The sequence below is a fragment of the Streptococcus mitis genome, from assembly GCF_022137125.1.
GTDB lineage: Bacteria > Bacillota > Bacilli > Lactobacillales > Streptococcaceae > Streptococcus > Streptococcus mitis_CE.
In genome coordinates this window covers 207,483-220,157 of the sequence record NZ_JAKNEQ010000001.1, presented here as the reverse complement: position 1 = coordinate 220,157, position 12,675 = coordinate 207,483, and the positions used below count along the sequence as shown (strand labels likewise).

16 protein-coding genes are annotated in these 12,675 nt (G+C 42.7%); all 16 read right to left on the bottom strand.

The features are described 5' to 3' along the window. Positions 1–3: 3 nt before the first annotated feature. Positions 4–807, bottom strand: coding sequence for a phosphate ABC transporter ATP-binding protein PstB (gene pstB / locus L0P31_RS01105; protein WP_020900241.1), 804 nt, complete (start codon positions 805–807; stop codon positions 4–6). A 10-nt stretch (positions 808–817) separates the two neighbouring features. Further along, a complete protein-coding gene (pstA, locus tag L0P31_RS01100; RefSeq protein ID WP_084928659.1) occupies positions 818–1,702 on the bottom strand; it encodes a phosphate ABC transporter permease PstA in 885 nt (294 codons plus the stop codon). Next, positions 1,692–2,609 carry a phosphate ABC transporter permease subunit PstC gene (gene pstC, locus L0P31_RS01095; RefSeq protein WP_001070903.1) on the bottom strand — a complete coding sequence of 306 codons (918 nt, stop codon included), beginning with the start codon at positions 2,607–2,609 and terminating at the stop codon, positions 1,692–1,694. Before pstC ends, pstA begins: the two co-directional genes overlap by 11 nt. Further along, positions 2,609–3,487 carry a phosphate ABC transporter substrate-binding protein PstS family protein gene (locus L0P31_RS01090; RefSeq protein ID WP_238095396.1) on the bottom strand — a complete coding sequence of 293 codons (879 nt, stop codon included), beginning with the start codon at positions 3,485–3,487 and terminating at the stop codon, positions 2,609–2,611. Before L0P31_RS01090 ends, pstC begins: the two co-directional genes overlap by 1 nt. A gap of 220 nt (positions 3,488–3,707) precedes the next feature. Next, the gene (locus tag L0P31_RS01085) at positions 3,708–5,012 is read right to left on the bottom strand and encodes an RsmF rRNA methyltransferase first C-terminal domain-containing protein (RefSeq protein ID WP_238095394.1); all 1,305 of its coding nucleotides are present in this window, start codon (positions 5,010–5,012) and stop codon (positions 3,708–3,710) included. Beyond that, positions 5,013–5,786, bottom strand: a complete 774-nt coding sequence (locus L0P31_RS01080; RefSeq protein WP_238095392.1) for an inositol monophosphatase family protein — start codon at positions 5,784–5,786, stop codon at positions 5,013–5,015. It lies immediately after the preceding gene. Then, entirely contained in the window at positions 5,776–6,054 is a 279-nt protein-coding gene (locus L0P31_RS01075; RefSeq protein ID WP_020901523.1) for a UPF0223 family protein, read from the bottom strand. Before L0P31_RS01075 ends, L0P31_RS01080 begins: the two co-directional genes overlap by 11 nt. Beyond that, positions 6,054–6,455, bottom strand: a complete 402-nt coding sequence (locus L0P31_RS01070; protein WP_000631254.1) for a Spx/MgsR family RNA polymerase-binding regulatory protein — start codon at positions 6,453–6,455, stop codon at positions 6,054–6,056. The genes L0P31_RS01075 and L0P31_RS01070 overlap by 1 nt, the downstream gene beginning before the upstream one ends. Positions 6,456–6,666: 211 nt before the next feature. Continuing rightward, positions 6,667–7,284: a TIGR01906 family membrane protein gene (locus L0P31_RS01065; RefSeq protein WP_238095516.1), complete on the bottom strand. Its 618-nt coding sequence runs from the start codon at positions 7,282–7,284 to the stop codon at positions 6,667–6,669. Next, positions 7,274–8,047: a TIGR01457 family HAD-type hydrolase gene (locus tag L0P31_RS01060; RefSeq protein ID WP_000875447.1), complete on the bottom strand. Its 774-nt coding sequence runs from the start codon at positions 8,045–8,047 to the stop codon at positions 7,274–7,276. Before L0P31_RS01060 ends, L0P31_RS01065 begins: the two co-directional genes overlap by 11 nt. Positions 8,048–8,057: 10 nt before the next feature. Beyond that, a complete protein-coding gene (locus L0P31_RS01055; protein WP_238095390.1) occupies positions 8,058–8,795 on the bottom strand; it encodes an acyl-[acyl-carrier-protein] thioesterase in 738 nt (245 codons plus the stop codon). Positions 8,796–8,798: 3 nt separating this feature from the next. Next, the gene (hemW, locus tag L0P31_RS01050) at positions 8,799–9,929 is read right to left on the bottom strand and encodes a radical SAM family heme chaperone HemW (RefSeq protein WP_238095388.1); all 1,131 of its coding nucleotides are present in this window, start codon (positions 9,927–9,929) and stop codon (positions 8,799–8,801) included. Between the two features lie 83 nt (positions 9,930–10,012). Further along, positions 10,013–10,402, bottom strand: coding sequence for a YtxH domain-containing protein (locus L0P31_RS01045; RefSeq protein ID WP_084888557.1), 390 nt, complete (start codon positions 10,400–10,402; stop codon positions 10,013–10,015). A 15-nt stretch (positions 10,403–10,417) separates the two neighbouring features. After that, positions 10,418–10,801, bottom strand: a complete 384-nt coding sequence (locus L0P31_RS01040; RefSeq protein ID WP_000895044.1) for a DUF948 domain-containing protein — start codon at positions 10,799–10,801, stop codon at positions 10,418–10,420. Continuing rightward, the gene (lgt, locus tag L0P31_RS01035; RefSeq protein ID WP_238095386.1) at positions 10,802–11,590 is read right to left on the bottom strand and encodes a prolipoprotein diacylglyceryl transferase; all 789 of its coding nucleotides are present in this window, start codon (positions 11,588–11,590) and stop codon (positions 10,802–10,804) included. Beyond that, complete coding sequence (gene hprK, locus L0P31_RS01030; protein ID WP_000115155.1) at positions 11,583–12,518, bottom strand: HPr(Ser) kinase/phosphatase; 936 nt, start codon at positions 12,516–12,518, stop codon at positions 11,583–11,585. Before hprK ends, lgt begins: the two co-directional genes overlap by 8 nt. Positions 12,519–12,675: the final 157 nt, after the last annotated feature.

Sequence of the window (12,675 nt, the reverse complement as noted above, 5' to 3'; positions counted from 1 at the left end):
TTTCTATCCAAAGTGTCCTGTTACGTAGTCATTGGTTGACTGTAGTTTGGCATTTTGGAAAATATTAGAGGTCTTATCGTACTCAATCAAGTCGCCCAAGTAGAAGAATCCTGTGTAGTCACTAGCACGCGCAGCCTGCTGCATGCTGTGGGTCACGATGATAATGGTAAAGTCCTTCTTCAATTCCAACATGGTTTCTTCCAACTGAGCTGTCGCAATCGGATCCAAGGCTGATGCCGGTTCATCCATCAAAAGGATATCTGGTTTAACAGAGATAGCACGAGCGATACAGAGACGTTGCTGCTGACCACCTGATAGGGTCAAGGCCGACTTGTGCAAATCGTCTTTGACCTGGTCCCAAAGGGCAGCCTGACGAAGAGAGGTTTCTACAATTTCATCCAAAACTTGCTTGTCCTTAACTCCTGCACGTTCATGGGCAAAAGTGATGTTGCGGTAGATAGACTTGGCAAAGGGATTTGGGCGTTGGAAGACCATTCCAATGTGCTTACGCATCTCATAAACATTAATTTCTGGACGGTTGACGTCAATCCCTTGATAGAGGATTTGACCTGTGACCTTAGCAATATCAATGGTATCATTCATACGGTTGAGACTGCGGAGGTAGGTTGATTTCCCTGAACCAGAAGGGCCAATTAAGGCCGTAATTTTATTTTTTTCAAATTGCATATCGATGCCCTTGATGGATTCTTTTTTACCGTAGTAAACATGTAAATCCTTAGTAGAGAGGGCCACTTTCTCTTCAGGAAAGGTGATAATATGCTTTTCATCCCAATTATATTTTGACATGGCTTCTCCTTTAGGCAGCGGTTAATTTCTTATGTAGATAGCTTCCGAGTTTGCGGGCTCCAAAGTTAAAGATGAGGATAAAGATGAGGAGCACGGCCGCAGAACCTGCTGATACGATAGTTCCATCAGGAATGGTACCTTCACTGTTGACTTTCCAAATGTGGACAGCCAAGGTTTCTGCTTGGCGGAAGATTGAGATTGGGCTAGTCACACTGAGAATGTTCCAGTTTGACCAGTCAAGGGCTGGAGCGGATTGTCCTGCTGTATAGATCAAAGCAGCAGCCTCACCAAAGATACGACCAGAGGCCAAGACAACACCCGTCACAATACCTGGTAGGGCTTCTGGAATAACCACATGGACCACAGTCTCCCAACGAGAAATCCCAAGGGCCAGACCAGCTTCACGTTGCGTATGGTGAACATGTTTCAAACTGTCCTCGACATTACGAGTCATCTGAGGTAAGTTAAAGACTGTCAAGGCCAAGGCACCTGAAATGATTGAAAATCCATACTCAAACTGAACTACAAAGATCAAGTAACCAAAGAGACCTACAACCACAGATGGGAGTGAAGACAAGATTTCAATACAGGTTCTGACAAAATTGGTCACAGGACCTTTTTTAGCATATTCAGCTAGGAAAATCCCAGCTCCCATAGACAAGGGCACAGAAATCATCAAGGTAATAACCAGAAGGAAGAAGGAATTATAGAGCTGAATTCCAATCCCTCCGCCTGCTTGGTAAGAAGATGATTTGCCAGTCAAGAAAGACCAAGAGATGTGGGGCAAACCACGAACCAAGATATAAAGAATCAAGGATGCCAAGATGGCAACAATAATTCCTGCAATCGAGTAGAGGACAGCTGTTGCAAGTTTATCTAATTTCTTAGCGTGCATAGTTTTTCTTTCCTCTTTCTTTCGTAATCAATTTAATCACACTGTTGAAGGCCAAACTCATCAAGAGCAAGACTAAGGCCAGTGACCAGAGAACGTTATTATCAACTGTTCCCATAACGGTATTTCCAATACCCATAGTCAAAACAGAGGTCAAGGTCGCGGCAGGTGTTGTCAATGAAGTTGGAACAACGGCTGAGTTTCCGACCACCATCTGAATGGCCAAGGCCTCACCAAAGGCACGTGCCATCCCAAAGACCACTGCTGTGAAAATCCCTGAACGCGCCGCCTTCAAGGTCACGCGCCAGATGGTTTGCCAACGAGTAGCTCCCATAGCCAAACTAGCTTCGCGGTAGTGACGAGGCACCGCACGCAAACTATCGGTTGTCATAAAGGTTACCGTCGGTAAAATCATGACAAAGAGAACGAAAATCCCTGACAAGATCCCAAAACCAGTTCCACCAAAAACACTGCGGACAAAGGGAACCACGACCTGCAAACCGATAAATCCATACACAACTGAAGGAATCCCGACCAGCAATTCAATGGCTGGTTGCAAGATTCTAGCACCTTTTGGTGAGACTTCAGTCATAAAGACTGCCGCACCAATAGCAAAAGGAGTTGCGATAAGGGCTGATAGGATTGTGACAATAAAGGAACCCAAAATCATTGGAAGCGCACCAAATTGTTTACCTGAAGGATTCCAAGTTTGTCCAAAGAGGAAATCAAAGATATTAACCCCATTTACAAAGAAGGTCGACAAACCTTTCTGAGCTACGAAAATCAAAATCATAGCCACGATGATAACAATCAAAGACAGACAGGCAAAGGTCAAGCCTTTCCCTAGTTTCTCTAGACGAGAGTTCTTTGAGGGAGAAAGTAATTTTTTAGCTAATTCTTCTTGATTCATTAGTGACTCCCTTCTAGTACTGTCACCGTTCCTACAGCATCTTTTTCAACCTTCATTTCCTTAACAGAAATATAGCCCATTCCCTTAACGATTCCACTTTGCGCTTCATCAGAGAGGACAAAGTTGAGGAATTCTGCCACCAATTCATTTGGTTGACCTAGGGTGTACATGTGTTCATAAGACCACAAAGGCCAGTTATTGCTTGTAACATTTTCTGCAATCGGCTCATAGCCATTCAACTTCATACGTTTAACTGAGTCATCCACATAGGCAAAGGCTAGGTAAGAAATAGCTCCTGGTGTCTGGGAAACAATGTTTTTGACCATCCCGTTTGAATCCTGTTCTTGACTCTGCACGGCCGATTGACCATCCATGATAACACTATCAAAGGTTGCACGTGAACCTGAACTTGCCGCACGGTTGATAATGGAAATGGCTAGGTCTTTCCCACCGACTTCTTTCCAGTTGGTCACTTGACCTGTGAAGATGCTACGGAGTTGTTCAGTTGTCAGATTTTCAACATCAACTTCCTTGTTCACAATCACTGCCAAGCCCGCTACAGCAACCTTGTGATCTACTAGAGCTGATGCGTTGATACCGTCTTTTTCCTCGGCAAATACGTCTGAATTTCCTACATCAACGGCTCCAGACTGAACCTGAGACAGACCTGTACCAGATCCTCCACCTTGGACGTTGACTGTTTTCCCAACGTGCAGAGAGCCAAATTCATCTGCTGCTGCTTCGACCAAAGGCTGAAGAGCCGTTGAACCAACAGCTGTCATGGATTCCCCACGATCAATCCAGCTAGCACATCCCGCCAAAGAACCTGCTAGCAAAAGAGCTGCAAGGGATAGAGCGAGTTTTTTCCTTTTTTTCACTGTTTTTCTCCTTGAAAATAATGGTGAATGCTGTGAATTTTTTCAACTATTTATTTATGTTTTTCTTTTGAAAATTGGGAGCCAACTGAAGTTCTTTGCTTAGTTTTACTAGTCATTTGCTCAGTTACCTTGCCCACCAATTTTGACTTAAAATGAAAGACAATTTGAAAAAAATCCATACTTCCACTATAACATAGACAAGCTACTTTGACTAGCATTTTCACTTGAATCTGAGGCCTTTAGGAAAATAATTTTTCAAAACATTTCCAGTCACCTTAGCAAAGCCCAAACCATTTCCTTGAACCAAAACTTGGTACCAACCATTTGGCAGACTTTCCGCCAGCTGAACGGTTTCTCCAGCCACATACTTTACAAACTCTTCTTGATCAATTTCAACCGACTGCTTGACCTGACTCGGTTTCAAGGCTAGACCAAGAGCAAAACTAGGCTCAAAGCGTTTCTTCTTAAAAGTGCCTAGATGCAGGCCATTCCGAGCAATCTTGAGTTTCCCTAAATCTGGCAAAAGTTCTGGCAGGAGATAGAGTTGGTCACCAAAAGTCTGCAAGATACCCGGTAGATTAACTATCAAGTGGTTTTGGGCAAATTCCTGCCACAAGACAACTTGTTCTCGGCTGAGATTGCTCTTACTTGCCTTAAATTTAGGAGCTGGATTGTCACCCTTAAACTGTAGATGAGCTACAAACTGCCCCTCTCCCTTAAAATGATGTGGGTACATACGAGCCGTTTCTGGCAGGTCAATACCAGCTACCATTCCATTGATATGCTCTACTGGCAACAAATCAAAATCATACTCCTCCAGCAACCAATTGACAATCTCTTCGTTTTCCTCGGGGGCCCAGGTACAGGTTGAATAAACCAAGCGACCACCTTCTGCTAGCATGGTTACTGCATCTTCCAGAATTTCTCTTTGCAAGCTAGCACATTGAATCGGATAATCTAAGCTCCAATAGTCCATAGCATCTGGTTGCTTACGAAACATCCCTTCCCCAGAGCAAGGAGCATCAAGGACAATAAGGTCAAAATAGCCCTTAAAAACCTTGGCCAAACGGTCAGCAGATTCATTGGTCACCACAACATTTGTCGCTCCAAAGCGCTCCATGTTTTCTACTAAAATCTTAGCCCGTTTGCTTGAAATTTCATTGGAAACAAGGAGACCCTCCCCTGCTAGATAGGCTGCTAATTGAGTTGATTTACCACCCGGTGCAGCTGCCAAATCCAAGACCTTCATACCAGGGCTGGGCTGGGCTACCTGAGCAACCATCTGAGCAGCGGGTTCTTGCGAATAAACCAACCCTGTAGCATGCTCAGGCGATTTCCCTGAAACCTTCCCATAGTGGCCCCAAGGAGTTTGAGGAATGGCATCAGGAAAGGAAACTGTCGCTTCTTTTAAAGGATTGATCCGAAAAGCCGAAACCGCTTCCTCCTCAAAAGAGGCAAGAAAATCTCTTGCCTCATCTCCTAATATCTCTTCATATTTTTCAACAAATCCTTCTGGAAATTGCATCTAAGTTCTTTTCCTTTCGTAAATATAGGACTGAATTTCCTCCTGCATCTCAAGAGGTAACATCATGACCGGTTGTCTGGTTTGAAAATCAAGCGGTTGACCAGATAGGGTCACAACCCGATAGCCCAGACTTTCCCCTAAAATACTTGCAGCGGCATAATCCCATGGTTGCAGATAGGTGACATAGCTCAACAAACGCCCTGACAAAATCTTGGCAAAACTAATGGCCGCACTCCCATAGACACGTACACCGAGGACCGCTCGACCCAAATCAGCCAGACCCCATTCATTGGTTTCCAGCATACCACTATTTCCTGCAATAAGGAAATCTCCAAGTGGTTTTGCTTTAAAGGGAGCTAGGGGCCTATCATTTAGACAAACTGGAAATTCCCCACCACCGTGGTAACAATCCCCTTTGACCACATCATAAATCAGACCAAACTGTCCCTGACCATTTTCAAAATAAGCCATCATGACAGCAAAATCTTCCTGCTGGGCCACAAAATTATTGGTCCCATCAATGGGATCAATGACCCAAACCTTGCCCTCTTGAACCGAGGCTCGCAGACAACCTTCTTCAGCACAAATCTTATCCTCAGGATAACGAGACAAAATCTCACCAACCAAGAGTTCCTGAACTTCCTTGTCCAGTCTGGTCACCAAATCTGTTGGAGAGGACTTGGTCTCAACACACAAGTCTTCCTGCATGTGGTCAAGGATGTACTGGCCCGCTTTCTTAACAAGCTCTTTAGCAAATTCAAATTTACTTTCCAAGAGAAATCTTCCCTTCCCCTTTTTCCTTAGCAGTCTGAACTGCTCGGTAAAGCGAATAGCCACTAACTGTTTCAAATTCTCGTCCCAAACGTTTCTCTTCACTCTTGCTTGGCACAACCGCCTTGAATCCCTTATAGGAGTCCAGTAACTTTTTAGCCTCTACCTTGCTTTCATAGGCAGCTTCAACATCATTAAAAAAAGAAAGCACTGAAGCAAGTTCTTCAGTGCTCCACGACAAATCTAGTGGGTAACTATACTGTTTGTTCATTAACTAATACCAGCTCTCATTCTTGCTTCTTTTAGTTCTTGCTTACGGTAACTACGAGGGAGAAAAGCACGAATCTCATCTTCATTAAAACCGATCTGCATACGTTTGGCATCGATAATAATTGGACGACGCAAAAGACTTGGATACTGCTCAATCAAATGAAGCAATTCTGATACCGAAATACTTTCTACATCAATATCTAATTTTTGAAAAATTTTTGAACGAGTTGAAATGATGTCATCAGTACCATTTTCGGTCAAGGAAAGGATGTGTTGCAATTCTTTTCTTGTTAAAGGACTGGTCATAATATTGTGTTCCTCAAAGGGAACCTTATGTTTTTCTAACCAGGCCTTTGCCTTACGACATGAAGTACAGCTCGGTGATAGAAATAGTGTAATCATGCTTTTCTCTTCTTATCTATACTTTGCTACTTCTATTATACAAAAAAATAAAGCGCTTGACTAGAGATTTTTAGAAAAAAAGCCTATTTTTTCAAGAAAAATAGACTGTTTGCGAACGATTGAGGTAAGGTAGATTTAGTTAATTCACTCTTGACAATAGTTTCGAATCATATACCTAACTTATTTACTCAAAATAAGAACATCTTTAGTATTATTTCCTACGACTTTTCAGGTATAGAAAACCAAAGAAGCTTTCATAGAGGGCAAAAAAGAGGAGGAAGGCGTGAAGGAAGAAGGTCTCTGGTAAAATTAAAATAACTGGATCCTTGGCTGGGTCAAAAAGCCAGGTATCATCTCCCACAAAGAGAATTTGATGGAAAAGGGTAAAGAATTGGTCAAAACCAATCAAAACTCCCCCAAGCCCAATCATCACAGGTAAGACTACTAGAGCCAAAAGCCCTTTACTAAATAGAGATAAAAAGCCCTTTTTTACAATCCCTTTGACAAAGACATAGAAACTTGGCAGTGTCACTAGAGCTACTAGCTGAACTAGGTGAAAGAGGTTCTTGACCACCGCAAAGTGGTGCAGACCAGCTGCTGACGAACGAAAATCTGGCATCTCTAAGACCTGACTAAAAGGATTGGTCAGGTAATTCATCAAGATATGAAAGTTGTACTGAATAGTTTCTGGTTTTAAATAGACCCTATCCGTTAAGTTCAACCACTGAATATCCAGCGGATAAAAAATCCAAGCCAAATAAATGGTCAAAAGGATTGAGAGGGAGAGGAGAAAAAGCATAGAGCTCCAAAAGGTCAGTTTAGTTTTCATCAAAGTTCCACTCCGCAAGACTAGAAACCACATGAGTCGGTGCGATTGGTAGGTCTGCTACTTCTTCTGCCTTGGTAAAACCTGTCGTCACCAAGAGCGTTGGAATGCCATTATCAATCCCAGCTCGAATATCAGTCAAATAGTTATCTCCAACCATAATCAACTCTTCACGTTCCAAACCTAAGTGCTCAACCGCCTTGTCCATAATGATAGCATTTGGTTTTCCAATATAAACAGGCTTCACTCGTGTTGCTACTTCAAGTAGCGTAATCAGTGAACCAGCACCTGGCAAAAGCCCTCGTTCTGTCGGGATGTTGAGGTCAGGGTTGGTTCCGATAAAGTGGGCACCCTTTTGAATAGCTAGAGTTGCTGTCGCAAATTTTTCATAGTCGACTTGCCAGTCCAGCCCTACTACCACATAGGCAGGATTTTCCTTGTCTTCCACATATCCAGCCGCCTTGATGGCTTCCTTGAGCCCTGATTCTCCGATGACATATACTGTCTTTTCAAGCCCCAAGTCGTTCATATAGTCGATAGTCGCCAAAGTCGCTGTGTAGACAGTCGATAGAGGCGTATCAATATTAAAATTCTGAGCCAACATCTCCTGAACACTCTCTGGAGTGCGGGTTGTATTGTTAGTCACAAAGAGATAGGGGATGTCTCGCTTTTGCAATTCGTGGACAAAAGCCTCTCCTGCTGGAATTCTGTCTTTCCCCTTATAAATGGTTCCGTCTAAATCAATTAAATAGCCTTTATATTTCATCTATTTCTTCCTAATCCTTCTTCATTTCTTGCCAAGTGATGATAGCTTGGGCATTGGTAGCACCGTCGCTTGTAATCTCATGTTTGCTTTCCAGTCCAGACCGTTCAACAGCCGATGTAATCACCCCACCTGGTCGAACTTCCTTTACATACTTGAGGTTGATTTTCTTGGGAATATACTGGGTCAAAAAATCTGCTCCCATCACTTCAAAAATCCAGTCCAAGTATTTACTGTTATTGACATGACCATTCATATCCAAATCGTAAAAACGAACATGGTAATCCTTGCTGAATGGTTCTTCCAAAGACTCATACTTTGGCCCACGGATAAGCTTTTTATCAAAATCAGACTGATACGGAGCCACAATCTCAGGTTCGACAGCATGGACTTTTCGACTGTCGCGGTCCATGAGAACAAAGGTCGCCATCATGTGGATGAGTTCCTGACCTGCTTCATCATAAATGTTAAAGCGACGGTAGCAAAAGAGCCGATTGTAGCTCAAAGCTTCCGTTTCGATGGTAATTTCTTCCGCAAAACGAGGCAAACGAACCACCTCAATATCGTATTCTGTGATAATCCAGACCAGATTATGCTCTTCCAAAATGGCCTTATCACTAACTCCTAACTCAATCGACTGCATCCCTGAAACTTGAAGGGATAGCAAAATCACATCTGGAAGCTTGATATGACCGTTCATATCAGCCATATCAAAAGGAATTTTCATTTTCATTCGATAAGTTAAGCCCATCATCTACTCCAAAATAAATCGTTCTGCTACGGTGTCTCCTAAAAAGAGACCTCTTTTTGTCATACGAACTCGGTCACCATCTATTTGCATGAGACCTTGTTGAACCAATTCTCTGACAATTTCTCCATAAAGTCCATCGAAAGACCGTCCAAATTTTTCCTCAAATCGCGCCATGGAAACCCCTGATTTCTTGCGGAGTCCCAAGAACATTTCTTCTTCCATTTGCTCTTTTTGACTCAGGTGCTCTTCTGTGATACGCGCATTACCTTCCTCAACTGCACTGAGGTAATGACGAATGGGACCATGATTCTTATAGCGAATACCATTGACATAACCAGATGCACCAGCACCAATGCCATAGTACTCAGCATTGTCCCAGTACATGAGATTGTGACGACTTTCAAAACCGGGTTTGGAAAAATTGGAAATCTCATAATGCTCAAAACCAGCTCGCTCCAGCTCTGCAATGATGTACTCAAACATCTCAGCTTCCAGTTCCTCCTTAGGCAGAGGCAATTTCCCTCGTCGCATCCGGTTCATAAAAACAGTATGATTTTCTAAAATCAAGCTATACAAACTCATATGGGGAATATCTAGTCCAATGGCCTTAGCCACATTGTCCTTGACCTGCTCCATGGTCTGACCAGGCAACGCATAAATCAAATCAATGGAGATGTTGTCAAAACCAGCCAGTTTCAGTCGGTCGATATTTTCATAAATATCCTTCTCCAAATGACTGCGCCCAATCTTTTTCAGCATCTTATCATCAAAGGTCTGCACACCTAGCGAAACACGATTGACAGCTGAGTTTTTCAAAACAGCTATCTTATCTGCATCCAAGTCGCCTGGATTAGCTTCAATGGTCAACTCTTCTAAGACAGACAAGTCCAAGTTTTTAGTCAAGCCCTTCAATAACACCTCCAGTTGCGGAGCTGACAAAGCTGTTGGTGTCCCACCACCGATGTAGAGGGTTCGCAACTTTTGAATATCATAAGAACGAAACTCTTCCAGCAGATACTCTAAATAACTATCTACCGGCTGATTCTTGATAAAAACCTTTGAAAAGTCACAATAATAACATATCTGGGTACAAAACGGGATGTGCACATAGGCTGAGGTTGGTTTTTTCTGCATAGTACTTATTATACCACAAAGACACGCTACGAGAAAAAAATCACCATCCCCAGATACATAGTCCGTCCAGAGATGGTGATGGTTTATTCTTCTGTTATGTCAATAACAATCTCTTCTGATTCATCAAGAGTTTCGGCCTTTTCTTGCCATTGCTCCTTGAGATTATTGAATCGATCTTTTGATGCTTCTGTCGCTTGACGAGCACATGATTTGGCTTGAGCAAGTACGCTGTCCACAGTGATTTCACCTGACTCAACCTGTTCTTTGGTTTTAAGAACAAAATCTGTAGCCTGCTCCTTAACTTCTGTCAGTTTTTCACAGACCTGCTCCTTGGCATACTCAGGATCTTCTCTCAAATCATCTAGAAAATCTTGAGCCTGACTGCAAACTTGTTTGCCCTTGTCGCTTGTTAAAAACAAGGCAAGAGCTGCACCTGAAATGGTTCCTAAAAGGATTGAGGATAGTTTACCCATAAGAATTCTCCTTTTTTATTTTTTGAAAAATTTACTTGCTACACGAAGAGCTGACAAACTTGCACCAGTCTTAAGTGTTTTTGAACCAGCTGAGGAAGCTTTCTTGCTCAAGACACGCGCATGGTCATTGAGGTCGGAAACAGATAGAGATAAATCTGCAACAGCACTAAAGAGTGGATCAATCGTTGCCACCTTGACATTGATATCATCTGCCAAGACATTGACCTTAGCCAGCAATTCATTGGTATGATGCAAGGTCACATCCACATCTGAAGTCAAGGTTTTAATCGTCTTCTCTGTTTCATCGATAACACGTCCAAGCTTTTGTACAGTAATGATTAAATACACTAAAAATACAATCAAAGCAAGGGCTACAAGAATATATGCAACTTCTAACATTTAGTTTTCCTCCTCTGTAATATAGTAAGGGGCCTTCTTACGATTTTGATATAGAATGATAAAAATACCCAGTCCGATAAGGACAACTGAAAGCCATTGAGATACTCGAAGTCCAAAGAACATGAGACTATCTGTTCGCATGCCTTCGATGACCATACGACCGAAACCATACCAAATCAAATAAAAGGCAGTGATATGACCTCGTCTGAGACTCTTCCATTTTCGTCTGAATATCAAAATCAAAGCAAATCCAAGTAGATTCCATAGAGACTCATAAAGGAAGGTCGGTTGACGGTAGCTCCCCTCAATATACATCTGGTCACGGATAAAGGCAGGTAGATAATCCAAATTATCCACTGCTGCACCATAAGCTTCTTGGTTAAAGAAATTACCCCAGCGCCCCAGACTTTGGGCAATCATGACGCTAGGCGCCGCAATATCTAAGAAATCCCAAGTATTGATGAGCTTACGATCAGCAAAAATGTAGAGTACAAGGGCCCCAGTTATCAAACCACCGTAAATGGCCAAACCACCATTCCAAATGGCAAAAATTTCTCCTAAGTTCTGACTATAGTAATCAAAACGGAAAATAACATAGTAGAGACGAGCTCCTAAAATAGCCAGAGGAAAGGCTACTAAGATAAAATCTAAAATATCGTCTGGTATGATCTTCTTTCTAGGCGCTTCTTTCATGGTCAAATAAACCGCCAAAATCAAGCCTGTCACAATACACAAGGCATACCAACGAATGGCTAGAGGGCCTAGATGAATAGCAATTGGATCAAGCATTAGGCACCTCGTTTTGAGCAATGAGATTAGTCAAGCGTTCTTCGAACAAACGCGTCGCATCAAAGCCCATTTCCTTGGCACGATAATTCATGGCAGCTGCCTCAATCACAACAGAGATATTACGACCTGTTTTAACTGGAATACGAATACGAGGAATGGCTACGCCAGAAATTTCTATTTCCTCTGCATTGTTTCCAAGACGATCAAAAGTCTTATGTGTATCGTAATTTTCCAAGTAAACAGCCAACTGAACTTGTGAAGAGTCCTTGACAGCACTGGCACCGTAGAGGCTCATGACATCGATAATCCCAACCCCACGAATTTCAATCAGGTGTCTCAAGATTTCAGCAGGTTCACCCCAAAGAGTAATCTCGTCCTTGGCAAAGATATCGACCCGGTCATCAGCTACCAAGCGGTGACCACGTTTGACAAGCTCTAGACCTGTCTCACTCTTACCGATGCCACTATCGCCCTGAATCAAGACACCCATACCATAGATATCCATCAAGACACCGTGCACACTGGTCCGTTCTGCTAAACGTGAATCCAGATAACTAGATAACTCTCCAGATAAACGACTGGTTGCCGTACGGCTGGTTAAAATGGCAATCTTACATTCTCTGGCTGCCTTTAGCATCTCCTCTGGAACCACCAAACCACGAGCAACAATGACCGCAGGTGTCTCAGGTAGAAACATTTTTTTCAAGACTTGGTAACGGTTGTGAGAGGACATCGAAACGAGATAGGACCACTCCTTCATTCCCAAGAGCTGGATTCGCTCAGGCGTATAATAGTCAAAATAGCCCGTCATTTCAAGACCAGGTCGCGTAATGTCCGCGGTATTAATTTCCTTTTCAAGTAGTTCTGGTTCGCCATAGACAATGTCTAGTCTAAGCTTTTCAATCACTTCTTTTACTAAAACCGACATCATTTCCTCCTTCAAATGAGTTCTTCTCTCTATTATATCAAATTGTAGGAGGATATTTGAGATTTTTGCAGGCTTTGGAGTATTTATTTATACTCAATGAAAATCAAAGAGCAAACTAGGAAACTAGCCGCAGGCTGTACTTGAGTACGGCAAGGCG

Bases quoted from the DNA above. Each gene is read 5' to 3' on its own strand.
- L0P31_RS01045 (WP_084888557.1), bottom strand. From the start codon at position 10,402: ATGGGTAAACTATCCTCAATCCTTTTAGGAACCATTTCAGGTGCAGCT.
- hemW (WP_238095388.1), bottom strand. From the start codon at position 9,929: ATGCAGAAAAAACCAACCTCAGCCTATGTGCACATCCCGTTTTGTACC.
- L0P31_RS01060 (WP_000875447.1), bottom strand. From the start codon at position 8,047: ATGAAATATAAAGGCTATTTAATTGATTTAGACGGAACCATTTATAAG.
- pstA (WP_084928659.1), bottom strand. From the start codon at position 1,702: ATGCACGCTAAGAAATTAGATAAACTTGCAACAGCTGTCCTCTACTCG.
- hprK (WP_000115155.1), bottom strand. From the start codon at position 12,518: ATGTCGGTTTTAGTAAAAGAAGTGATTGAAAAGCTTAGACTAGACATT.
- L0P31_RS01055 (WP_238095390.1), bottom strand. From the start codon at position 8,795: ATGGGCTTAACTTATCGAATGAAAATGAAAATTCCTTTTGATATGGCT.
- pstC (WP_001070903.1), bottom strand. From the start codon at position 2,609: ATGAATCAAGAAGAATTAGCTAAAAAATTACTTTCTCCCTCAAAGAAC.
- L0P31_RS01075 (WP_020901523.1), bottom strand. From the start codon at position 6,054: ATGAACAAACAGTATAGTTACCCACTAGATTTGTCGTGGAGCACTGAA.
- L0P31_RS01085 (WP_238095394.1), bottom strand. From the start codon at position 5,012: ATGCAATTTCCAGAAGGATTTGTTGAAAAATATGAAGAGATATTAGGA.
- L0P31_RS01040 (WP_000895044.1), bottom strand. From the start codon at position 10,801: ATGTTAGAAGTTGCATATATTCTTGTAGCCCTTGCTTTGATTGTATTT.
- pstB (WP_020900241.1), bottom strand. From the start codon at position 807: ATGTCAAAATATAATTGGGATGAAAAGCATATTATCACCTTTCCTGAA.
- lgt (WP_238095386.1), bottom strand. From the start codon at position 11,590: ATGCTTGATCCAATTGCTATTCATCTAGGCCCTCTAGCCATTCGTTGG.
- L0P31_RS01070 (WP_000631254.1), bottom strand. From the start codon at position 6,455: ATGATTACACTATTTCTATCACCGAGCTGTACTTCATGTCGTAAGGCA.
- L0P31_RS01065 (WP_238095516.1), bottom strand. From the start codon at position 7,284: ATGAAAACTAAACTGACCTTTTGGAGCTCTATGCTTTTTCTCCTCTCC.